The organism is Lutibacter sp., assembly GCF_046055765.1.
In the GTDB taxonomy this organism is placed as follows: Bacteria; Bacteroidota; Bacteroidia; order Flavobacteriales; family Flavobacteriaceae; genus Lutibacter.
This window is the reverse complement of sequence record NZ_JASFZF010000064.1, coordinates 1-22,143: the sequence shown is the minus strand read 5'-3', so window position 1 is coordinate 22,143 and position 22,143 is coordinate 1. Positions and strand designations below refer to the sequence as shown.

22 protein-coding genes and 1 tRNA gene are annotated in these 22,143 nt (G+C 29.2%); 6 read left to right on the top strand and 17 right to left on the bottom strand.

Annotated features, from left to right (window positions below; genetic code table 11):
• Positions 1–23 precede the first annotated feature (23 nt).
• The 10 genes from QM495_RS06900 to QM495_RS06855 all read right to left on the bottom strand — a co-directional run bounded on the left by QM495_RS06900 (position 24) and on the right by QM495_RS06855 (position 8,970).
• Positions 24–899 (bottom strand): electron transfer flavoprotein subunit beta/FixA family protein, encoded by an 876-nt coding sequence (locus QM495_RS06900; protein WP_408671377.1) that lies wholly within the window; start codon positions 897–899, stop codon positions 24–26.
• Between the two features lie 187 nt (positions 900–1,086).
• Positions 1,087–1,947 (bottom strand): enoyl-ACP reductase, encoded by an 861-nt coding sequence (locus QM495_RS06895; RefSeq protein ID WP_408671376.1) that lies wholly within the window; start codon positions 1,945–1,947, stop codon positions 1,087–1,089.
• Between the two features lie 53 nt (positions 1,948–2,000).
• Entirely contained in the window at positions 2,001–3,653 is a 1,653-nt protein-coding gene (gene recN, locus QM495_RS06890; RefSeq protein ID WP_408671375.1) for a DNA repair protein RecN, read from the bottom strand.
• 22 nt (positions 3,654–3,675) lie between these two features.
• On the bottom strand, positions 3,676–4,563 hold the full coding sequence (locus QM495_RS06885) for a DUF4835 family protein (RefSeq protein ID WP_408671374.1): 888 nt from the start codon (positions 4,561–4,563) through the stop codon (positions 3,676–3,678).
• The gene (gene coaBC, locus QM495_RS06880) at positions 4,556–5,767 is read right to left on the bottom strand and encodes a bifunctional phosphopantothenoylcysteine decarboxylase/phosphopantothenate--cysteine ligase CoaBC (protein WP_408671373.1); all 1,212 of its coding nucleotides are present in this window, start codon (positions 5,765–5,767) and stop codon (positions 4,556–4,558) included. The genes QM495_RS06885 and coaBC overlap by 8 nt, the downstream gene beginning before the upstream one ends.
• Complete coding sequence (locus QM495_RS06875) at positions 5,768–6,094, bottom strand: DNA-directed RNA polymerase subunit omega (protein ID WP_408671372.1); 327 nt, start codon at positions 6,092–6,094, stop codon at positions 5,768–5,770.
• Complete coding sequence (locus QM495_RS06870; RefSeq protein ID WP_408671371.1) at positions 6,084–6,911, bottom strand: outer membrane protein assembly factor BamD; 828 nt, start codon at positions 6,909–6,911, stop codon at positions 6,084–6,086. The genes QM495_RS06875 and QM495_RS06870 overlap by 11 nt, the downstream gene beginning before the upstream one ends.
• Before the next feature lie 120 nt (positions 6,912–7,031).
• On the bottom strand, positions 7,032–7,547 hold the full coding sequence (locus tag QM495_RS06865; protein ID WP_408671370.1) for a ferritin: 516 nt from the start codon (positions 7,545–7,547) through the stop codon (positions 7,032–7,034).
• Between the two features lie 26 nt (positions 7,548–7,573).
• Entirely contained in the window at positions 7,574–8,449 is an 876-nt protein-coding gene (dapA, locus tag QM495_RS06860; protein ID WP_408671369.1) for a 4-hydroxy-tetrahydrodipicolinate synthase, read from the bottom strand.
• Positions 8,449–8,970, bottom strand: a complete 522-nt coding sequence (locus tag QM495_RS06855; protein ID WP_408671368.1) for a DUF6913 domain-containing protein — start codon at positions 8,968–8,970, stop codon at positions 8,449–8,451. The genes dapA and QM495_RS06855 overlap by 1 nt, the downstream gene beginning before the upstream one ends.
• Positions 8,971–9,023: 53 nt before the next feature.
• Between QM495_RS06855 and QM495_RS06850 the strand changes: the two genes are divergently transcribed.
• The 4 genes from QM495_RS06850 to QM495_RS06835 all read left to right on the top strand — a co-directional run bounded on the left by QM495_RS06850 (position 9,024) and on the right by QM495_RS06835 (position 11,832).
• Positions 9,024–9,776 carry a 5'-nucleotidase C-terminal domain-containing protein gene (locus tag QM495_RS06850; protein WP_408671367.1) on the top strand — a complete coding sequence of 251 codons (753 nt, stop codon included), beginning with the start codon at positions 9,024–9,026 and terminating at the stop codon, positions 9,774–9,776.
• 5 nt (positions 9,777–9,781) lie between these two features.
• Positions 9,782–10,696 carry a bifunctional metallophosphatase/5'-nucleotidase gene (locus QM495_RS06845; protein ID WP_408671366.1) on the top strand — a complete coding sequence of 305 codons (915 nt, stop codon included), beginning with the start codon at positions 9,782–9,784 and terminating at the stop codon, positions 10,694–10,696.
• Between the two features lie 15 nt (positions 10,697–10,711).
• Entirely contained in the window at positions 10,712–11,752 is a 1,041-nt protein-coding gene (locus QM495_RS06840) for a GMP reductase (RefSeq protein WP_408671365.1), read from the top strand.
• Between the two features lie 7 nt (positions 11,753–11,759).
• Positions 11,760–11,832, top strand: a tRNA-Lys gene (locus QM495_RS06835).
• 23 nt (positions 11,833–11,855) lie between these two features.
• Here the strand turns inward: QM495_RS06835 and QM495_RS06830 are convergent.
• From QM495_RS06830 to citD, 5 genes are read right to left on the bottom strand one after another with little or no spacing between them, the layout of a single operon-like run.
• The gene (locus QM495_RS06830) at positions 11,856–12,941 is read right to left on the bottom strand and encodes a hypothetical protein (protein WP_408671364.1); all 1,086 of its coding nucleotides are present in this window, start codon (positions 12,939–12,941) and stop codon (positions 11,856–11,858) included.
• Positions 12,931–14,319: a triphosphoribosyl-dephospho-CoA synthase gene (locus tag QM495_RS06825; protein ID WP_408671363.1), complete on the bottom strand. Its 1,389-nt coding sequence runs from the start codon at positions 14,317–14,319 to the stop codon at positions 12,931–12,933. Before QM495_RS06825 ends, QM495_RS06830 begins: the two co-directional genes overlap by 11 nt.
• The gene (gene citF, locus QM495_RS06820) at positions 14,316–15,875 is read right to left on the bottom strand and encodes a citrate lyase subunit alpha (protein WP_408671362.1); all 1,560 of its coding nucleotides are present in this window, start codon (positions 15,873–15,875) and stop codon (positions 14,316–14,318) included. The genes QM495_RS06825 and citF overlap by 4 nt, the downstream gene beginning before the upstream one ends.
• A gap of 10 nt (positions 15,876–15,885) precedes the next feature.
• Positions 15,886–16,764, bottom strand: a complete 879-nt coding sequence (locus tag QM495_RS06815) for an HpcH/HpaI aldolase/citrate lyase family protein (protein ID WP_408671361.1) — start codon at positions 16,762–16,764, stop codon at positions 15,886–15,888.
• Between the two features lie 12 nt (positions 16,765–16,776).
• Positions 16,777–17,067: a citrate lyase acyl carrier protein gene (citD, locus tag QM495_RS06810; protein WP_408671360.1), complete on the bottom strand. Its 291-nt coding sequence runs from the start codon at positions 17,065–17,067 to the stop codon at positions 16,777–16,779.
• Positions 17,068–17,301: 234 nt separating this feature from the next.
• Here citD and QM495_RS06805 point away from each other — a divergent pair, with 234 nt between their 5' ends.
• Positions 17,302–18,843, top strand: a complete 1,542-nt coding sequence (locus tag QM495_RS06805) for an SLC13 family permease (protein WP_408671359.1) — start codon at positions 17,302–17,304, stop codon at positions 18,841–18,843.
• On the opposite strand, the gene QM495_RS06800 is transcribed toward QM495_RS06805, so the two are convergent.
• The gene (locus QM495_RS06800) at positions 18,840–19,499 is read right to left on the bottom strand and encodes a lysoplasmalogenase (protein WP_408671358.1); all 660 of its coding nucleotides are present in this window, start codon (positions 19,497–19,499) and stop codon (positions 18,840–18,842) included. The two genes, QM495_RS06805 and QM495_RS06800, sit on opposite strands and share 4 nt — an antisense overlap.
• A 10-nt stretch (positions 19,500–19,509) precedes the next feature.
• Positions 19,510–21,405, bottom strand: coding sequence for a hypothetical protein (locus tag QM495_RS06795; RefSeq protein ID WP_408671357.1), 1,896 nt, complete (start codon positions 21,403–21,405; stop codon positions 19,510–19,512).
• A 192-nt stretch (positions 21,406–21,597) separates the two neighbouring features.
• Here QM495_RS06795 and QM495_RS06790 point away from each other — a divergent pair.
• A partial coding sequence (locus tag QM495_RS06790) for a molybdopterin-dependent oxidoreductase (RefSeq protein WP_408671356.1) occupies positions 21,598–22,143 on the top strand: 546 nt, incomplete at its 3' end.

Sequence of the window (22,143 nt, the reverse complement as noted above, 5' to 3'; positions counted from 1 at the left end):
TAATACTTTTTAAAGTTTTTAAATTACCCTATGGTATGGTGTTCAATTAATTCTTTAATCATCATTTCAATATCAGCATCAGACTCACTTAATAGTTTAGCTTCATTCGCTGTAAGTATAATACTTTCAACACTTTTAACTTTGGTTGGTGATCCTGCCAAACCAATTTTTTTTACATCAGCTTCGATATCTTCAACGCTCCATTCAGGAATTACCAAATATGGTCTTTTTTTGTGCAGTTCCTCTAAAACAGGATCTCCTTTTCTCATTTCTGTTTTAGTTCTAGCATATTTATACTGCATTACATTTTTTGCTTTTCTAGATCTACAATCAGGTGAAGATCCATGCACGGTCATTAAACAAGGAAATGGAGCTGATACAGTTTCAACACCTTTAGATAAACGCCTTCTTGCTATTATTTCATCTTCATTTATTTCTAAAATTTCTTCAACATACGTCACTTGTGGTATTTTTAACTTATCAGCACATTGTGGCCCTACTTGTGCAGTATCTCCATCAATAGCTTGTCTACCTCCTACTATTAAATCGTACGGTGCTAATTTTTTAATTCCTTGAACTAATGTATAACTAGTTGCTAATGTATCTGCCCCACCAAAACGTCTATCAGAAATCATAATACCATTATCAACACCTCGATAATATCCTTCTCTAATAATATCTGCGGCTTTTTGCGGACCCATTGTTAAAATGGTTACATGAGTACCTGGTATTCTATCTTTTATATTTAATGCTAATTCTAGCGCATGTAAATCATCTGGATTAAATACTGTTGAGAGTTTACCTCTATTTACAGTTCCATCTGGCTTCATTGCATCTGGACCAACATGTCTAGTATCGGGCACTTGCTTTGCTAGTACAATAATTTTAAGTGGTCTCATACTGTTTTTTTAATTCATTATTTTTAAACTTTTCAAATGTAGAGTAATTAATTCATGAAAAAAATGACAATACTCATAATTCTAAAAGAAGTAGAATTTTATTATAAATAACAATTATTTATAAAGCACAAAAAAAGGCGATGATTTAAAATCATCGCCTTTTTTATTTATTGAATCTAAAGTGTTATTACTTTTCCTTCTTTTTTGGTGTTTCAATAATTTCTTCTTCATGGTCAAAAGTTTTCATGAAATTATCCATAATTGCTGTACTTACGCCCATATTTGAAAATCCTCCATCATGAAATAAGTTTTGTAAGGTTACCTTCTTAGTTAAATCTGAAAATAAACTAATGGTATAATCTGCACATTCTAGCGCTGTAGCATTTCCTAAAGGTGACATTTCTTCAGCATACGCTATAAAACCATCAAATCCTTTTACACCACTTCCTGCAGTTGTTGGAGTTGGAGACTGAGAAATTGTATTTACTCTAACTTTTTTATCTCTTCCAAAGAAATAACCAAAACTACGTGCTACAGATTCTAAATATGCTTTATTATCTGCCATATCATTATAATCTGGAAAAACACGTTGAGCTGCCATATAAGTTAAAGCTACAATACTTCCCCATTCATTCATTGCGTCTTTTTTATACAACATACTCATTAATCTATGAAAAGAAAGTGCAGAAACATCCCAACCAGTTTTTGTAAAATTATAATCTTGATTGGTATAATGATTTCCTCTACGTACATTTACAGACATACCTATGGAATGTAAAACAAAATCAACTTTACCGCCTAAAATCTCCACCGATTTATCAATTAAATTTTCAAGATCCATCATAGATGTAGCATCAGCAGGTATAACTTGAGACCCGGTTTTTTCTGCTAATTCAGAAATAGTTCCTAATCTTAATGCAACAGGTGCATTTGTTAATACAAAAGTTGCTCCTTCTTCATGCGCTCTTTCAGCTACTTTCCAAGCTATAGATTTTGAATCTAAAGCTCCAAATATAATCCCCTTTTTTCCTTTTAATAAGTTATACATAGTTGTATTTTATTTTGATTTTATTTAAAATAGTGTGCAAATATAGTAAATTCTTAATTTAGCAACTGTTTTGCGTGTTCAATTGCTGTTGTAGTAATATTTTTTCCACCTAACATTTCCGCAATTTCTGTTATACGCTCATTCTCAGATAGTTTCCTTAATTTAGTAACTATATTATTTTCAATATCTTGTTTGTAAACTTTATAATGTTGTTTCCCTTTAGCTGCAATTTGAGGCAAGTGTGTTATCGTAATAACCTGCATATTACTACTCATATCTTTCATAATTTCAGCCATTTTTTGAGAAACTTCACCGGAAACACCTGTATCAATTTCGTCAAAAATAATTGTTGGTAATTTTAAATATTCAGAAAGAATTGATTTTACTGAAAGCATTATTCTAGATAATTCGCCACCTGAAGCTACTTTTTTTAATGCTCCAAAATTAGTCCCTTTATTTGCCGAAATTAATAACTGTAATTGGTCTTTTCCGTTTAAAAAATACTGATTACTATGTGTTATATTAAATTGAAAACGTGTGTTTTCCATTCCCAAATTTACAAGTAAATTTTCTAGTTTATTTTTAAGAATTGGAATTGCTTTTTCTCTTTGTTTAAAAATGGTTTTAGCTAACGTATCTATTTTTTCTGATACATTTTTAATTTCAGCTTCTTTTTTAGATATTATTACTGAAGAATTTTCCACAGCATCAACTTTTACCAAAAGTTCTTCTTGAAGAATTAATAATTCGGCAATTGTATTTACAGTATGTTTTTTTTGAAGGTTATATATTAACTGTAATCTATCATTTAATTTTTGCAATTCTGAAGCGTCAAAATCTATAATTTCATTCGCATTTTCTATTTCACTAGCAATATCATCAAATTCAATTTTAATACTTAAAATTCTTTCATATAAATTTTTATACTCATTTGAATAAGGAGCTATTTCATTTAAATTATTTGTAATTGAATTTAATAATGCCTTTAAACCTACCTCATCATTAAAAGCAACAGATTGTGCTTCTGATAGATTTAATTTTATTTCTTCAATATTATTTAATTTATCTAAAGATTGTTCTATAATTTGCTGTTCATCTATTTCTAAATTTGCACTTGATAATTCATCAACTAAATACAAATTATACTCATATTGTTCTTTTGCAAACTCTTGAGATTTTTTAAGTTCATTTAACTCTTTTAAAAGTTGATTGTATACTACCAATCCTCTTTTATATGATTCAATTTTAGTTGAATTATTTGAAAGTGCATCTAAAATTTGAAACTGAAAACTAACATCTGATAGTTGTAATGTTTGATGTTGAGAATGAATATCAATTAACTTTTGACTTAAAGTTTGTAAAACCTGTAATGTTGTTGGAGTATCGTTTATAAATGCTCTTGATTTTCCGTTAGGCAAAATTTCTCTACGTATAATAGTTTCATTTTCAAAATCTAGATCATTTTCTTCAAAAAAAGGTTCCAATAAGTAGTTTGAAATAGAAAATTGAGCCTCAATAATACATTTATTTTTAGTATTTTTTAAAGCAGAAGAATCTGCTCTTTTCCCTAAAACCAAACTAAGTGCACCCAATAAAATTGATTTACCGGCTCCTGTTTCTCCCGTAATAATAGATAATTCATCTTTAAAACCAACAGATAAACTTTCAATTAATGCGTAATTTTTTATAGAAAGGTTTGTAAGCATTTTTGTAATTAATAATTAAAAATTACTCTATTTCATTCCACTTACCAGCGTTAATTGGTGAAATTTTCAACAAGTCATCTTTTAATTTTTTAGTATCATAAATTGGACCATCAGAAAATATACTCACTATTTCTGCCGCTTTAGAATCCATAAAAACACGTAATAAAAACGCATTTGGTCGAATGTTAAAAACAGATTTTAAATCTGCCATAGATTCAGCAATTTTTTCTTTCGCTTTTTGTTTATTATCGCTCATAATATCCAATCCTTTTAAGTGATATGTGTATAAAGCTTTTCTAAACAAACTATATGTTGGCGACAATATATTGTCAATTAATGTAAATCGAGTTCCAGAACCATCATTTTGATTCCAACCTGCATAACCACTTTGTTGTGCTTGTACAAGTACATTTTGTGCTTTTGTAAAGTGAGGAGTACCTCCATTTAATAAAAATGTATCAGCATCAAATCCTAAAATTGTATATGCATAAAATGAAATAACGGATACTAAATTAGATTCAAATGTATTTTCATTAAATTGTAATGGCTCATACTCTGCATATTGAAACGAAAAATCATTATCTTTAAAATTAAATACAGGTGTTAAATAAGAAGAATTATATATAGGGCGAGAAGACTGAATTTGGATATTTCCTTTAAATTCAGTTCCCTTATGTTCTAAAATTATTATTGTTAAATTGCAATCTATTCGTTCTTGTGGCTTATAATTAAAATTTGTCCAACGCGTTTGGTTTATAAATTCATTTAATGAATTTTTCAATGTTGTATAAATTTGCTTATTTGATCCTGGTATTTTATCAGAATTAATTGTTATAGAACATTTTAACTCTTGTGAATTTACTTGTACTATTGTAAAAAAAATTAGTATTATTTGAAGTATTTTACGCATAAATTCTATTTAAAATTTCATTAAAAATATCTTTAGCAACTTCTGCTTTAGATTTTAGACTAAATTCTGAAATTTTTTCGAATTTATCAATAATAGTTACTTTATTTGTTTCTTTTTTAAATCCGGCTCCTTTATCTTGCAATGAATTTAGTACAATTAAATCTAAATTTTTCTTCTTTAACTTCGCTTTTGCATTTTCAAGTTCATTATTTGTTTCAAGAGCAAAGCCTACTAAAAACTGAGTTGTTTTAATTTTACCTAATGAAGCTAAAATATCGTTAGTTTTTACCAATTCAATACTCATTGAATCCTCTGTCTTTTTAATTTTAGTAGTTGCTACAGTACTTGGTTTATAATCTGCAACAGCTGCTGAGAGAATTGCAATATCAGCAGAACTATAATATTTATGAACTTCATTATACATTTCCTCTGCACTAACAACATCAATCCTTTTAATAAGTGATTGAGTTATTTTTTCATTTGATGGCCCTGTTACCAAATAAACTTGAGCTCCTAAATTAGCTGCAGTTTTTGCAATTTCAAATCCCATTTTACCAGAAGAATGATTTCCAATAAAACGTACAGGGTCTATTGCTTCGTAAGTTGGTCCAGCAGTAATTACTACTTTTTTATTATACAATGGTAATCCTTTAACAATATCATTTTCAATAAAAGATACTATATTTTCAGGTTCTTCCATTCGGCCTTCTCCAAACAAACCACTTGCTAATTCACCACTTGATGGCGGAATAAAAACGTTACCAAATTTTTGTAATTTTTCAATACTTCGTTTTGTAGCAGGATGTTGGTACATATCCAAATCCATTGCTGGTGCAAAATACACCTTACATTTTGCAGATAAGTAGGTTGCTAACAATAAATTATCACAAACACCATTTGCCATTTTAGAAAGTGTATTGGCAGTTGCAGGGGCAATAACCATATAATTTGCCCAAAGGCCTAAATCTACATGGCTATTCCATTGTTCATTTTCTTCTTCTTTTTCAAAAAAAGTTGAAACAACGGGATTATTAGAAAGTGTTGAAAGAGTTAATGGTGTAACAAAATCTTTCGAAGCAGGAGTCATTACAACTTTAACATTTGCTTCTGCTTTCACAAAAAACCGTACTAAATAAGCAGTTTTATAAGCAGCAATACCAGCAGTTACACCTAAAAGTATATTTTTACCGCTTAAAACTGACATCTATTCTTGAGTTTCTTCTGGGTTTCTGTGATAAATTCTATCATCTATCCATTCTTGAACAGCAATTGCAGTAGCTTTAGGTAATTTTTCGTAAAATTTAGAAACTTCTATTTGTTCTTTATTTTCAAAAACCTCATCTAAACTATCAGTATAAGTAGCAAATTCTTCTAACTTTTCAACTAATTCACTTTTTAAGTCACCACTTATTTGCTCAGCTCTTTTTGCAATAATTGTAATAGCTTCATAAATATTTTCTGTAGGAGCTTCAATTTGATTTTTGTCGTAAGTTACAGTTGTATTAGCTGCTTTTGAGTTTTTATAATCCATTAGTTTGTGTTTTTAATGCTATTAAAGAATTTAATTCTTCGGTTAAATTTGATACTAATTTAGTAGTTTCTTTTAAATATTCAGAGTTTGAAAAACTTTTCTTAAATCTTTCATGTATTTTAATTGCTTGGTTTAGTCTTTCTTCTTTTTTGGTATAAAAGCTATTTATCGCTAATTCGTAAGCCGATTTAAATTTAAAATATAAGGCTTCTTCTTTAAATGATGTACCTAAATAATCTGAAAGTAAATTATCAAATGCAACTATCGCTGCAATATAGTCTGTTGTTAGGTAATATTGCTTAGCTATTTCAAATGATTTTTTTTCTAATTTATGAGTTAGTTCTTTAACATATTTATTAGCATTAGCAATATTAGGTGAATTTGGATACTTAAAAATAAAATTTTGTAGTGCTGTAATTGCTTCGTAAGTATCTTTTTGATCTAAGCTAAATATAGGTGATGATAAATAATAACTATGAGCTGATAAATACGCAGATTCTTCAATTTTTGAACTTTTAGGATAATTTTTCACAAACTTATCAAAATAGTATGCGGCTAAAGTATATTGCTTTGTATTATAATGTGCTTGCGCTATCATATATTGAATACGTTCCATTTGAGGTTTCCCTCTATAACTAGGTGTAATTTTTTCAAACAATTGAATAGCTTTATTATACTTTTGTGTTTCGTATAATTTTGTAGCCATTTGGTATTGCGATTCTACAGTACCTTTATTCAATACTTTTTGATATTCACTACAAGATGAAACACCTAGAGCTATTAATAAAATGAAAATGTAAATTTTATTTTTTTGCATTTGGCAAAATTAGTTATTTATTATGGATTATTAAAATGATTTTTTATACATCTGTAAACCACAAAATTAACTCTGTTTTACAATAAATATTGCTTTGCACTCTTAATTGTTTGTTAATAATTAAGCTGATGGAGCAACAGAACTTACAACTGCAAGTTGCTTAATATCATTATCAAACAAGTATAAACCTCCTTTATCATCACCAATTAAGTTTATTTTATCTAAAATAGTTCTTGCTTGTGCTTCTTCTTCAATTTGTTCTGCAACATACCATTGTAAAAAGTTATGTGTAGCATAATCTTTATCTTCTAATGCAATATGTACTAAATCGTTAATACTTTGCGATACAAATACTTCATGCTTAAACAATGTTTCAAACATTTCTTTAATTGAACCAAATTCTAATTCGGGGCCATTTAATTCAGTTACTTTAGCATGCCCTCCTCTTTCATTAATATATTTAAACAATTTCAACATATGTTGACGTTCTTCATCAGATTGATCATACATAAATTCTGATACACCTTCTAAACCTTTTTGCTCAGCCCAAGAAGCCATTGCTAAATATATTTGAGAAGATTCAGCTTCAATTCGTACTTGCTTATTTAAAACGGTTTGCATTCTTTCTGATAACATATCCTCTAATTTTTATGAATTTAAAACTAATTATTTGCCACAAAGTTACTTATTTTTTGTTGTAATTCATAAGAAGCATTCACTAAAGGTAAACGAACATTCTCTTCACATATATTCAACGTTTTTAATAAAGATTTTATACCTGCTGGATTTCCCTCTTCAAAAATATAATCAATACTATCCATAACTTTATAATGCAATTTATTTGCTCCTTTTACATCCCCTTTTAAACCTTGCTGAATCATTTCTGAAAAAAGTTTTGGAAAACCTTGTCCAATTACAGAAATTACACCTGAGCCACCTGCTAAAACCATTGGTAATGCAATCATATCATCACCTGAGATTACTAAAAAATCTTTTGGTTTATGCTGTAATAATCGTTGAACCTGAATAATATCACCCGCAGCTTCTTTTATAGCTACAATATTTTTAAAATTGGTTGCAATTCTAATTACCGTATTTGGTTCAACATTTACACCTGTTCTACTTGGTACATTATATAAAATTATTGGTTTAGGACTCGCCTCAGCTACTGCTTTAAAATGTTGATAAATACCTTCTTGAGTTGGTTTGTTGTAATATGGAGAAACTGAGAGAATTGCACAATAATCGGCTAAATCTGTAGTTTTTAATTCTTCAACAACTGCCATTGTGTTATTCCCTCCAATTCCTAAAACTATTGGAAGCCTACCATTATTTACACTAACAACGGTTGCTTTAATTTTTTCTTTTTCTTTTGAAGTTAATGTAGCTGGCTCACCTGTTGTACCTAAAAGCACCAAATAGTTTATACCATTGTCTATTTGATAGTTTACCAAACGCTTTAACCCTTCAAAATCTACCGATTTATCATCATTAAAAGGGGTTACTAACGCCACTCCAGTTCCTATCAATTCTTTCATTATATTTTTTTTAAAATGGTTAAATATTTTTTTAATTCTCTTGTAAATAAACTTAAATCATCTGGTTTACAGTTAATTAATAAATCATATAATCTATTATCTAAATGAGAAAACCCTGCTTTAAATCCAACTTTACAGTACAATAATAATACGTTGGTATATATATTATCAATTTTACTATAATTAATTAACAAATCATATTTTTTTGTTAATTGGTATTTTAGTTTTTCAGATGTTATTTTGCCATACCAACCAAGATCTTTTGGTGTAAATATACCTTCAAAAACTTGTTCTTTTTTTAATTTTTTATTAAAAAACAACCATTCAATATCACTTTTAGTAACTTTAAGTTCTTCTAATATGTATTTTTGAATTAACTCTTTTTCTAAGTAATCATCTGAAATTACTAAAATTTTTTTTATTTTTCGCGTAGAAATAGCACTCTTTTTTTTAAGTAGTTTTGGCAACCTTTTGTTAAAAAAAATTTGATTACTTTTTCGTTTAAATCCTGTAAAAATCATCTATATTTACCATTGAATTCACAAAATTAATTAAAATCATTAGTATTTCAACAATGAAAAAAATTATAATTGTCTTTTTTACCACTTTTCTTCTCTTTAGTTGTAAAAACGAACCTCAACATTTGGTAAAAATTGAAGGAAAATTAATTCCTATTAATGAAGAGTTAACTTCAAAAAAAGCAATTGAAGCTATTATTGAACCTTTTAAAATGAAAGTTGAAGCTGAAATGAATGCTGTCTTAAGCTACACTCCAAATGAATTAAATAGAGCTGATGGGAAACTTGAAAGCTCTTTAGGAAATTTAATGGCTGACTTATGTTTTGAGAAAGCAAGCCCAGTATTTAACTCAATAACCGGTAAAAATATTGATTTTGCACTATTTAATTTTGGAGGTATTAGAGCTGGAATTTCAAAAGGGAAAATTACAACTAGAAATGCTTTTAATTTAATGCCTTTTGAAAATCAATTAGTTGTTGTTGAATTAACTTCTGAGAAAATTAAAGAACTAATCAACTATTTAATCATAGAAAATAGAGCTCATCCTGTTTCAAAACAAATTAATTTAGCAATTACTAAAAATGGTTACAATTTAAAAATTAATAATAAACCTATTGATAGTTCAAAAACATACTACGTGTTAACATCAGATTATTTACAAAATGGTGGTGATAATATGAATTTCTTTAAAAATCCAGTAAATTTATACAAGACAAATTATAAGGTTAGAAATGCAATAATTGATTATTTTAAAGAAAATGATACCGTTAAAATTAAATTAGACGGAAGATTCCGTAGCGAAATTTAAAAATTATGAAAAGAAGAAATTTTATACAAAAATCGACTGCCGCAACTGCTTTTTTAACTTTAGGAGGGCTCTCATTACAATCATTTTCTAGCAAAAGCACAAAACATATTACCATTTTACATACAAATGATACGCATAGTCATATAGAGCCATTTCCAAGCAATCATTCTAGATTTGCAAACAAAGGTGGTGTTGCAAGACGTGCAACTTTAGTTGAAGAAATAAGAAAAGAAAACCCAAATACTTTACTGCTAGATGCAGGAGACATTTTTCAAGGAACTCCATATTTCAACTTTTACGGAGGTGAATTAGAGTTTAAACTAATGAGTATGCTTAAATATGATGCTGTGACAATTGGAAATCACGATTTTGACAATGGAGTTGATGGCCTATATGCTCAATTACCACACGCAAAATTCGATTTTATTTCATCTAATTACGATTTTAAGAACACAGTATTAAATTCACACGTAAAACCTTACAAAGTTTATATAAAAGATGGTATTAAAATTGGAATTTTCGGATTAGGTATAGGACTCAAAGGATTAGTTGACTCAAAAAATTATAAAGAAACCATCTATTTAAATCCTATTGAAATTGCACAAGATATGAGTCGAATTTTAAAAGAAGATGAGCAATGTGATTTAGTAATATGCTTATCTCATTTGGGCTATCATTACAAAGTTGGACGTAAAGAAATTGGAGATTTAGAATTAGCTTCTAAAACAAAAGATATAGATTTAATAATTGGTGGGCATACACATACTTTTTTACCAAAACCAACAGTTACAAAAAATAGTATTGGGGAAAATGTGTTGGTAAATCAAGTTGGCTGTTACGGAATAAATGTTGGTAGAATAGATTTTTATTTTGATAATGATAACAATAAAGCTAGTAAAGGAAAAAGTATAATCGTCTAATATAATTTTAAAAAAATGCGTATAGAAACTGGATTAAAATTAGGATTTAAAGATGTAATGATACGCCCTAAACGATCAACTTTAAGTTCAAGATCTCAAGTTAATTTAAATAGAAAATTTACTTTTTTACATAGTAATTATAAATGGAATGGTGTTCCAATTATGGCTGCAAATATGGATACTGTAGGTACATTTGAAATGGCTACAGCATTAGCTAAACATAAAATGTTTACCGCAATTCATAAACATTATACTATTAGTGAATGGACCAATTTTTTAAAAAACACTGATAAAAGTATTCTAGACTATATTGCCGTAAGCACTGGAACTGGATTAAAAGATGCGGAAAAACTAAAAGAAATTTTTACAATACACCCTGAAATTAAGTTTATTTGCATTGATGTAGCAAATGGGTATTCTGAACATTTTGTTTATTTTGTTAAAAAAACTAGAGAATTATATACTGATAAAATTATTATGGCAGGCAATGTGGTTACCGGTGAAATGGTTGAAGAATTACTATTAGCTGGGGCAGACATTATAAAAGTGGGAATTGGCCCTGGTTCAGTGTGTACTACTCGCGTTAAAACAGGTGTTGGATATCCTCAACTATCTGCAATTATTGAATGTGCTGATGCAGCACATGGATTAGGCGGACAAATAGTTTCAGATGGTGGATGCAAAATTCCTGGTGATATTGCCAAAGCTTTTGGTGGTGGTGCAGATTTTGTTATGCTAGGTGGAATGCTTGCTGGTCATAAAGAAAGCGGTGGGAAATTGATTACGAAAAATGGGAAAAAATATAAACAGTTTTATGGAATGAGTTCAGAAACTGCTATGAATAAACATGTTGGTGGCGTTGCAAATTATAGAGCTTCTGAAGGAAAAATGGTTGAACTCCCTTTTAGAGGTTCAGTTGAAAATACAGTAATAGACATCCTAGGTGGTTTAAGATCAACTTGCACCTATGTTGGAGCAAATAGGCTGAAAGAATTAACAAAAAGAACTACCTTTATCCGCGTGCAAGAACAACACAATCAAGTGTTCTCAAAATAACTAAATTCGGCCTCTAGCTCAGCTGGCAGAGCACCTGACTCTTAATCAGGTTGTCGTGGGTTCGAAACCCACGGGGCCGACTTTTTTTTAAAAATATTTCTTATTAATGCCGACCTTCGCTATTTATTATTTTATTTCTAACGGCTAAGGATTTATCAGACAATAAGAATTTTTGTGTAGCTTCAGGAAGCAAATGTAAAACTTTGTCTAATTTATTTTCTTTTATCGCTTTTCGTATTTTTGAGGCACTAATATAATTTGGTTCGTTTTCTTCATTTACACCATCATATTTTCTCATAATTTCAATTAACTCACAACCGTTTTTAGGCAATATTTCTTTCATCGCCGTATTATAGGCTCGGGTTGTCTCACAATAATTTTCTGTTCCTACATATCGTTTTGTAATATTTAAAGTAGGGATTACATATTCAGCGAAAATAGACACATCAACTTCAGCTTGTTTTTGAGAAATTTCATTCCATGATTCCGATTTCAAAAAATAATTTGGGAAAATTGCACCTGAAACAATATAAGGTCCCGTCGCTAAAACTACCACATTCTCTAAATGAGAAATTCCTTCTTCAATTATTTCTCTACGGATTTTATAAGGAAATGAAGATAAATCTTCTTCAACTACAAATAAATATAACAATTCATTTTCTGAAGCTGCTTTTTCAATTAAATATAAATGACCATTGGTAAACGGATTACAATTAACAACAATGGCCGCAATTTTGTTGGTTTTAGTTTCTCGTTTATGGTGCAAAAGAAATTTTTGATAATCTTCAATAGTTTGATATCCAAATTCTAAAACTGAAAATAAAGGTTCAGCTCTAGCAATTTCTTTGTATCCTAAACCTTCAAAAAGTGAAGCTGTTTTTGGCCTTGTATAAACAAAACAACGTTTATAATTTTCTAATATTTTATTACCCAAAGTTGTAACAATCCAAGGAAAAGCAGTACTCTCTCTAAATTTTTCATCTACAACAACAAACTTTAATGTTTGATGTTTATAGGAACCTGTTCCTATAATTTCATCGTTTAAATTATATAAAATAAGTGTTTTATCAACTTCATTTGGCTTGTATTCAAATCTGTGTTTTGATAAAAATTCAGCAACTAATTTAACATCAAAAGGGTTTTCTAAATCTAATAACTCCGCCCTAAAATCTGTGTTTTCAAAGTTCATTTTTATGATATTTATTTTGAATGAAAAATAAGAAAAGTGATAATGCTAACAAATCTGCTGCACCACCTGGAGATATATTTTTTTCTTTGCAAAACAAGCATAATTCAACATAATCTTTTTTACCTTGATAAACTAAATTTGCCATAATTTTTAAATTTTCAGCTTCAGCAGAATTTCTGTATAATACATTAGAATCGTCAACATTAGCTATTAATAATAACAATGCCTTTTTTAATTTTTCATTTAATTCTTCTTTATTTTGATATTGATTAACTTTTAATTTTTCATTTAAAAACGGTATAACTTTTTCAAAAATTACAGAAAAACCCGTTTGAGCTTGATACCGTGCTCCTGCACCTTTTATTCCAAATTTTTGAAAAGTTTTTTCTCCGTGAGATATTGATTTTTTATTTAATGATTTTAATTCATTTTCAACAATATCTTTCGTGATTTTTTGCAGCGTATTAATAAATAATGAACTATCAAAAATATAATTATTTTTATGCAAAGAATATACACTAGCAAAAACAGATAAACCCATAATAAAAATTAATCCCTTATGTGTATTTGTATTAGTAGTAGCAAAAAGCATCTTATTTTCTGCTCTAATTCCAATTTTTCTAATTTCAGGTAACACATTTGTTAAATCACCTTTATAATTATATGCTAATTTTGCAAACTCAAGCCAAAAAGGTGAAATAGCCGCACTTGAATTTAAAAAAGTAAAATAATTCATATCCGAATGAGCACCAGAATCTTCAAAATCGACCAAACCTGGTTTTGGAGTTACCGCTACTTCGTATAAAATAGCCTTATTTGCCATTTCACAAATGGTTTGTAACACCTCTTTTTTTTGTTTATCATTCATAAACAATTGCAATTTTTCAAAAGAAAATCTTCTCAAATCTTTATAACTATGTGTTTTTTCACGCATACAAACCGTAGCTGGTTTTTCACACAATAAGCATTTTTTAATTTTATTTGAACTTACAGGAATTCCATTTTTATCAAAAATATCAACATCAATTAATCTTCCCACTTTATGATGTTGCTCAAATTCTTCAGTTTTTAGTTTTAACTGAATTAAATCAATAGTTTTATCTTCTATTTTATTGCAATAAAAATTACCTGCTTTATCTAAAATTTCAAACTTTTTATTGATAGAAATGTATATCCTGTTTGCAATTAAAAATATTTTAAAATCTTCTAATAGTATATCAAAAAATTGCTGAGTAATCTTATTATTTTTAGGGTAACCAGCAATATTTAAAGAAACACTAATTGTTGCAAATTGATTTAAAGCTAATGTTTTTCGAAGTTCTCTACGAGTTTCTTTAGCTAAAAGTATTTTAGATAAAATTTCTTTATTTTGTGTCATTCAACAGTTTTTAATTGTCTAACAACATCAATTGCCGTTCCATCTCTATATTCAATTAATGCTACAATTTTATCTGTTCGTTCAATTGGATTAGGAATGCCAACAATTTTTTCAACTTCCTTTTGTAAATCTTCAATATTTCGAATATTTAAACCTGCTTTCATCAATATTTGTTCTAACGCTGGTTTATTTGGATTTACACAAATTCCTCTTTCAGTTACCACAACATCAACCGATTCTCCGGGAGTTACAATAGTATCAACACGTTTATTAACGGTTGATATTCTTCCTCTAAAAGACGGACAAACAACTACTGTTAATTCAGCTCCAGAAGCCGTATCACAATGTCCACCAGAGGCTCCTCTTAAATACCCTTTTGAACCAGTAATTACGTTTACATTAAAATCAACATCAACTTCTAAGGCTCCTAAAACAACAATATCTAATTTATTTGTCATACAACCACAGTTATATGGATTGGCATATAATGAAGCTGATATTTCAATATGATTTTTATTATTATATAAAGATGAGCTTACCTCGGCATCAAACGATTGAACATCAAAAATAGTTTTAAATAAGCCTTCGTTAAGCATATCAACACCATAAGAAGTTACTCCACCCAATAAAAAGCTTCCTTTAATTTCTTTATTTTCCATTTTTTTACGAATGAATTTCGCAACAGCTAATGAAGCTCCACCTGCACCTACTTGAAAAGAGAATCCGTTTTTAAAATAACCCGATTTTTCGATAACATCAGCCGCTAATTTTGCAATTCTTAAATCCATTGGCGATTTTGTAATTCGTGTTGTTCCACTTGCAATTTTAGTTGGATCACCAATAGAAGCTACTTTAACTACATAATCTACAAAATTTTGTTGTACAGATAATGGGAAACAAGGAAATTCAACCAAATTATCCGTTACAATAATAACCTGCTTTGAGTAACGTGAATCAATTCTGGCATAGCCCAAAGAACCAAATGCAGATTTCCCAATAGCTCCGTTTGCGTTACCTTCTTCATCTGCTGCTGAAGCTGCAATGATACATAAATCAATAGCAATTTTACCGGTATGAATGGCTCTAACTCTTCCTCCATGAGAATGAATAATAACCGGATTTTTCATAATTCCTTCAGAAATGGCTTTCCCTAATTTTCCTCGAATTCCAGAAGTCCAAATTTTTGTAATAGTTCCATCTTTAATGTATTTTATCAATTCTGTATGACTATCATTAAGAGATGATGAAGCCAACGTTATATTTTTAATCCCTAATTCAGCCAATATTTTTATAGCTTCTACTAGAATAAAATCTCCATTTCTTAAATGATGATGGAAAGAAACGGTCATTCCATCTTTTGGAGAAGTTTTAATAATGGCTTCTTTAAGGGTTTCCGTTAATTTTTTTTGATGTGGCAATTTGGCTTTGTTGGGAGGAGAAATTGTTATTTCATCCATCCACCCTTTTTTTAATTTATTCCAAGCTCCTGTGAAAGGAGCTATTTTTCCAATACCGTTTATAAACTCTGGAATATTTCGATTTAAAGAATTTTTCATTGCTTATAATTTATATTTCTTGAAGGTTAATATGTGCTAGTTCAAGTATGTATTTTGCTCTTGCTATTACTGGTGCATCCACCATTTTACCATCCACAGCAAAAACGCCTATTCCTTCCTTTTTTTTCTTTTTAAATTCTTTATAAATTTTATACGCTTTTCTAATTTCTTGTTCCGTAGGCGTATAAACTTCGTGAACAATATCAATTTGTCTTGGATTGATTACTGCTTTGCCTGTAAATCCTAAATTTTTAGATTTTTCAGTTTCTCTTCTTAATCCTTCTTCATCATCAATATCAACAAAAACCGTATCAATGGCATCTATTTTATTTGCTTTAGCAGCCATAACAATCATTTTACGTGCTAAATCTATTCCTGAACCATCTTTAGTACTTTTAATATTCATATCAGCAGTTAAATCTTGTCCACCAATAGTTATGGCATCTAATCGATGGCATAATTTTGCAATTTCAAAAACATTTTGAACACCAAGCGCTGTTTCAATCATAATATGAATCTTAATTTCATCATGTGAAATGTTATGTTGATCTTCAATTTCTTCCATAACAGTAACTAATCTTTTTAAATCTTCAATAGTTTCTGTTTTTGGATAACGAATAGCATCTGGTTTTAATGGAATAATTTCTTTTAAATCTTCTATGCCAAAAGGTGTATCTAAATGATTAATTCTAACACAAACCTCGGCACCATAAAAGTTAATATTTTTTAGAACGTTTTTAACTAAAATTCGTGCAGAATCTTTTTGCTCTAATGCTACACTATCTTCAAGATCTAGCAAAAGACTATCGGCTCCATACGTTCCTCCATGAATTAACATTGCAGGGTTATTCCCTGGGATATACAGCATAGTTCTTCTTTTCTGTTTCATAACTCCAAAAATTTAATATAAAGTTCCTTTTTGATTATTTGATGCTCTTAATAATACCGTTTCCATACGGGCTTCAATCACTGGTGTTAACGCTCCTTTATCGTGAATAACTAAGTGAATATCAGCAATTTCAAACTTATCTAATACAGCATTAACTGTTTTCAGAATCATGTCTCCATATTGCTTTTCAACAATAGAGTTTAATTGAATTACTCTTCCTTTTGTGTCTTTTGGTTTTTCGGCAAGTATTAAAATATCACTTGATTCAAACGATCCTGCCTGTGCTTTTTTTACTATTTTCATTTTCTTTTAATTGAAAATTTAATACTACAAAGTTTAGACTTTTTTTATAGAATAAAGAATAAAAACGAATAAAAAAACGTATAAAATAGAATGATTTATTAAACCCTCAATACTATTTCGTTTTCGCTGTTTTTATAAGAAATATTTTCAATTGTAACTTTATTTGCAAGTGCTTAAAGTTTTTATTTATACCTTTAAATATTACTGTACTGATAAAAAGATAAAAAATTAAGTATGACCTCGAAGAAATCTAATCAAGCTATTAAACCTAAATTTATTATCACGGGTTTAATTGTCTTTTTTTATATCATTTTTTTTGTACATCTTCAACCTGAAAAACCAGAAGTTACTTATACTGCTGCAATTGCTTTTTTAATGGCATTTTGGTGGGTAACTGAAGCCTTACCTATTGGTTTAACTTCATTATTACCAATAATACTTTTTCCCATGTTAGGCATTTTAGATGGGAAAACAATATCAAATAGTTATATAAATTATGTGATATTTCTGTTTATTGGTGGTTTTATTATGGCTTTAGCTATTGAAAAATGGAATTTACATAAAAGGATTGCCCTAAAAATATTATCAATAATGGGTGGCAGTCCGTTTATGATTTTATTCGGATTTATGTTTTCATCTGCTTTTTTATCCATGTGGATGTCAAATACAGCAACAGCCATGATGATGTTGCCCATTGCATTTTCAGTAATTTTATCACTAGAAGAAATACACGGTGAAAGTAAGGTGAAAAATTATTCCATAGGATTATTACTAGCTATTGCATACGCATGCTCTGTAGGTGGAATTGCCACATTGGTTGGAACTCCTCCAAACTTATCTTTTTTAAGAATTTATGAAATTATTTTCCCAAATGCTCCTGAAATTTCATTTGGACAATGGATTACTTTTGCCCTTCCAATTACAATCTTCATGTTTTGGTTTATTTTGCTTTTTTTATATCTCGTTTTTAAACCCAAACATCAACTAAAAAAACTTCCTAAATCATTTTTTAAAGAAAAATATAACGAACTAGGGAAAGTAACTCTAGAACAAAAAAGAGTATTCATATTATTTGTTGTATTGGCATTACTTTGGGTGTTTCGAAAAAGTATTGATTTAGGTTTTATAACCACACCTGGCTGGAGTTTATTATTTAAACATCCTAAATTTTTAAATGACGGAACTGTTGCTATGTTTATTGCTACATTATTATTTGTCACTCCATCTTCTAAAAAAAATGAATCTTTAGTAACTTGGAACATTATTAAAAAAATACCTTGGCGTATTGTATTTTTATTTGGAGGAGGATTTGCACTTGCTAAAGGGTTTATTGACTCCGGTTTATCAACCTATATTGGAACTATTTTAGCAAATGCAGGCACATTTTCAACATCATCTATAGTGATTGCTTTAACTGGAATAATGTCATTATTAACTGAGTTTACATCTAATACTGCAACTACAGAAATGATGTTACCTATCATTTCTGGACTTGCAGTTCAGCTTAAATTAAACCCATTATTATTAATGTTACCAATTACTTTAGCAGCAAGCATGGCTTTTATGTTTCCAATAGCAACTCCGCCAAATGCAATTATTTTTGGCTCCGGAAAAATAAAAATGATTCAAATGATTAAAGTTGGTTTTTTTATAAATTTAGTAGCAATTATAGTTATTTCAATTGCTACCTTAACCTTAGGAAAAGTTATTTTTCATATTGATATCAATGAATTTCCAGATTGGGCTTCACAAACGGTTGCAGTAATAAAACCCTAACTTTGCAACACATTTTTTTGGATCATCGATTTAAAAATTAAATATTGGGCTATTACATAAGTTGCCATCACAATAACTTCGAGAATATGGGCTGGATTGTAAAACTTATTGATTGCCAAAAGTGAATCGGAAATCATAAAGAAAATAGCTCCAAAAAGCATCAACATCGCCTTTTTCGATTTCTTATTCAAAAAATCAATTAAAGAAACCGTGCCAAATGTTGAAATTATTACACCATAAATAATTACGGGTAATAACATTTCGTGAAGAGAATTTTTTAATGTAAAAATTAACAAAATAAAAACAACTAAAAATGGAATTATAGAAATAGTTAATTTTAAAAAATTAAATTCCTTTATTCTTGAAATTACAATTTTAATAAATAAAATATGCGCCAATAAAAAGGATACTAATCCTGCAATAAAAAATAGCTTTCCCGAAAACAATAGCAAAATATCTCCAAAAAAAGAAAGTTCTAATGCCATTACATACCACTTTAATCTTTTTGGCAAAGAGAACACGTATAAAAATAGTAGTGAAAATATAATTAATGGTTTAAAAATATAGATAAGTATTGGCATTGAAAAAATAATTCCAATTATATCTAATATTGATGCCAATACAAATACAAAAAAAGTAACTTTAGTTTTATTCATTATAAATTTGTTATTCCCAAGTAGGCAATATACACTTTTTACTTAATTTATTTAATAACGGTTGAATGCCATTAATTAAACTTTGTTGCATTATTTTAGAATCATCTTTGTGACATTGTAAACATGCACCCACTGTTAATAGCTGTTTTTGTTCACTCACAGTAAAAGGTCTAAAATCTAATCGTGTTGAGTTAACTACACCTTTTGCTGTTTCCCCTAAAAAGGGAATCCAAGCATCTTCAGGTAAATTATCATTCGGATTTAAAGCATAATCTGATGTGAAAAACCACTTTCCTTCACCATTATTAATTTGATATTTCAACTCGCCTTTCCCAAAACCTAAAGTTGCAGAGTTTGAATGACACGATTTACAATTTCTTACTTTACTTGTAGTTGTATGCGGTGAATTTGGAGCGTACAATCTATGGAAAGAAACATCAGTTCCTAATTCCTTTCCTGTGTAACTTCCTTTATCAATAGTCATAATCATACCAGGAATCGCAGGCTCAATAATTTTACCTGTACTTGTTGAACGAACTCCCATTGCTGGAACTGAAGAAGAAAACTCTGCTACATGTTCTTTCCATTGACCTGTTCCATATTTTTTATCCAACAAATCAAATGCTCTTGGCTCATTTTCATCAAACTCATTATGACAACCAATACAACGTGAAGTCCATGAAGAATGACAAGTTGCACAACTCACATTTTGATGCGCATTATCTCTTGAACAAATATCAGGTTGTGGATTTAGTGGATGTAAAACACCATCTTTTTTCCCTATTAAAAAGGCGTTTCCTAACGAATCTACAAACGTATTTACTAATGGATGTTTATCTTTTTTTACTGTAATAATTTGTTTATCAGTATGCTTATAATCTCTATGTAAAAAAACCAATAAACTTTCAGCATCTAAAGAATCATACGGAATTGTAGTTGGTTTTTCTTTAAAATGACAGTCAGCACATTGCAATGTAACTGCTTGCTCCTCATGTGCATATTTTTTACCGTTGCCCATAACCTCATGAGATGAATGGCAATCTATACACAACATTCCTTTTGTGTGGTGTATATCCTCTTCAATATATTTATAAACTCTTTTATCTTCAACTATTTTATACCCTTTTAAATTTTTAATTTCCTCTTCATTTAGCATTGTTTCTTGCCAACCTTCATAATTAGTTGAAATTCTACTTGAACGACTATGACAACCATAACAATGTTCATTTGAAACAAAAATATCTGTTGAAGGATGAAATTTAGGTACTACTTTTTTTTCTGAAGATAAATAAGTTTTCAAATCATTAGAAGCATCTTCTGAATAATTTAAATGACAAGCATTACAACCTCCGCCTCTACTCATTTGTGTTATTTGACCAAATTCTTTTTTTTCAGCTCCTAAATGACAATTTGCACACAAATCACGTATATGCTTATCGGCTGCAGAATATTTAATATCTTTTATATGATAATGATAATTGGGTGAATCTGCTTCACCAAAAATATATTTATCAACTGCTACTAAACCACTGTTAGTGGTCATTAATGAATTTTCAATTTTAGACAATTCATTGGGATGACATTTTCCACAGGTTTCAGCTGCATCAACTAAATTCCCTGGAATTAATACCATTCCATGATGTGATTTATCCTTATCTAACTCGTTTGGATTTCCTAAATGACAACTTATACAACCTATTAATTCGGGATTATGATATTCCGAATACCCTGTTGTGTTTGAATGACAATTTAAACATGACTCTTCATCAATATTTTCAATTTTTACATATTGACTTTCTTCTACAGAATCTGATTTGAAATACTTTCCATTTTTAAACAAAAAAACAATAAGTATTACTAAAAATAGTAGTAAAAAAAGACCTGTTTTAGCGTGTTTTATTTTCATATATAATTTATTGGATCAAATTTACAATAAATTACTTATCTAGTGTAATTCAATTAAAAAGCCAATCCTCTTAAAATCAATCAACTATTCAAAATTGAAAAATTATGCAACAACTATTGCATAGAAATAAGCATTAAAGCAACTATTGTTACTTTACTAAATTTACATTAATGACATTTGTCATATTCTACAATGCCTCATCTAATTAACTTTACAGCTGTAAAAATAAATACACTTATGACTACATCAAGAAGAAAATTTATTAAAATTTCTGCCCTAGGCTTAGGAGGTGTAGCAGCATCTACTTCAGCAATTAACATGTTTGGCGCTAACACTTATTTAGATGAGTTAGTTAAACAAAATGTTGCTGGTAAATTTAATAAGACTGCTACATATTGTGAAGTTTGTTTTTGGAAATGTGCCGAGTGGGCATATACTAATGACGATGGAGAAATTGTAAAACTTAAAGGAAATGAATCCGATCCACATTGCCATGGCCGTCTATGTCCAAGAGGTACAGGTGGAGTTGGAATGTACAATGACGAAGATCGTTTAAAAACACCGTTAATTAGAACTACTGTTAAAGGTGAACAAACTTTCAGAAAAGCATCTTGGGAAGAAGCATTAGATTTAATTGCTTCAAAAATGAAAGATGTAAAATCTAAATACGGAGCAGAAAGTTTTGCTTTATTAAAACACGGTTCTCCAGGAAGTCATTTAGAACATTTGTTTAAAGCC

What these genes read in the sequence shown, in the direction of transcription:
- QM495_RS06830 (WP_408671364.1), bottom strand. Translation starts at nt 12,941, where the DNA reads ATGAACTTTGAAAACACAGATTTTAGGGCGGAGTTATTAGATTTAGAA.
- QM495_RS06800 (WP_408671358.1), bottom strand. Translation starts at nt 19,499, where the DNA reads ATGAATAAAACTAAAGTTACTTTTTTTGTATTTGTATTGGCATCAATA.
- citD (WP_408671360.1), bottom strand. Translation starts at nt 17,067, where the DNA reads ATGAAAATAGTAAAAAAAGCACAGGCAGGATCGTTTGAATCAAGTGAT.
- QM495_RS06840 (WP_408671365.1), top strand. Translation starts at nt 10,712, where the DNA reads ATGCGTATAGAAACTGGATTAAAATTAGGATTTAAAGATGTAATGATA.
- QM495_RS06895 (WP_408671376.1), bottom strand. Translation starts at nt 1,947, where the DNA reads ATGTATAACTTATTAAAAGGAAAAAAGGGGATTATATTTGGAGCTTTA.
- QM495_RS06815 (WP_408671361.1), bottom strand. Translation starts at nt 16,764, where the DNA reads ATGAAACAGAAAAGAAGAACTATGCTGTATATCCCAGGGAATAACCCT.
- dapA (WP_408671369.1), bottom strand. Translation starts at nt 8,449, where the DNA reads ATGAAAGAATTGATAGGAACTGGAGTGGCGTTAGTAACCCCTTTTAAT.
- QM495_RS06845 (WP_408671366.1), top strand. Translation starts at nt 9,782, where the DNA reads ATGAAAAGAAGAAATTTTATACAAAAATCGACTGCCGCAACTGCTTTT.
- QM495_RS06865 (WP_408671370.1), bottom strand. Translation starts at nt 7,547, where the DNA reads ATGTTATCAGAAAGAATGCAAACCGTTTTAAATAAGCAAGTACGAATT.
- QM495_RS06855 (WP_408671368.1), bottom strand. Translation starts at nt 8,970, where the DNA reads ATGATTTTTACAGGATTTAAACGAAAAAGTAATCAAATTTTTTTTAAC.
- QM495_RS06885 (WP_408671374.1), bottom strand. Translation starts at nt 4,563, where the DNA reads ATGCGTAAAATACTTCAAATAATACTAATTTTTTTTACAATAGTACAA.
- QM495_RS06795 (WP_408671357.1), bottom strand. Translation starts at nt 21,405, where the DNA reads ATGAAAATAAAACACGCTAAAACAGGTCTTTTTTTACTACTATTTTTA.
- QM495_RS06870 (WP_408671371.1), bottom strand. Translation starts at nt 6,911, where the DNA reads ATGCAAAAAAATAAAATTTACATTTTCATTTTATTAATAGCTCTAGGT.
- QM495_RS06900 (WP_408671377.1), bottom strand. Translation starts at nt 899, where the DNA reads ATGAGACCACTTAAAATTATTGTACTAGCAAAGCAAGTGCCCGATACT.
- QM495_RS06805 (WP_408671359.1), top strand. Translation starts at nt 17,302, where the DNA reads ATGACCTCGAAGAAATCTAATCAAGCTATTAAACCTAAATTTATTATC.
- citF (WP_408671362.1), bottom strand. Translation starts at nt 15,875, where the DNA reads ATGAAAAATTCTTTAAATCGAAATATTCCAGAGTTTATAAACGGTATT.
- QM495_RS06825 (WP_408671363.1), bottom strand. Translation starts at nt 14,319, where the DNA reads ATGACACAAAATAAAGAAATTTTATCTAAAATACTTTTAGCTAAAGAA.
- QM495_RS06875 (WP_408671372.1), bottom strand. Translation starts at nt 6,094, where the DNA reads ATGGATTATAAAAACTCAAAAGCAGCTAATACAACTGTAACTTACGAC.
- QM495_RS06850 (WP_408671367.1), top strand. Translation starts at nt 9,024, where the DNA reads ATGAAAAAAATTATAATTGTCTTTTTTACCACTTTTCTTCTCTTTAGT.
- coaBC (WP_408671373.1), bottom strand. Translation starts at nt 5,767, where the DNA reads ATGTCAGTTTTAAGCGGTAAAAATATACTTTTAGGTGTAACTGCTGGT.
- recN (WP_408671375.1), bottom strand. Translation starts at nt 3,653, where the DNA reads ATGCTTACAAACCTTTCTATAAAAAATTACGCATTAATTGAAAGTTTA.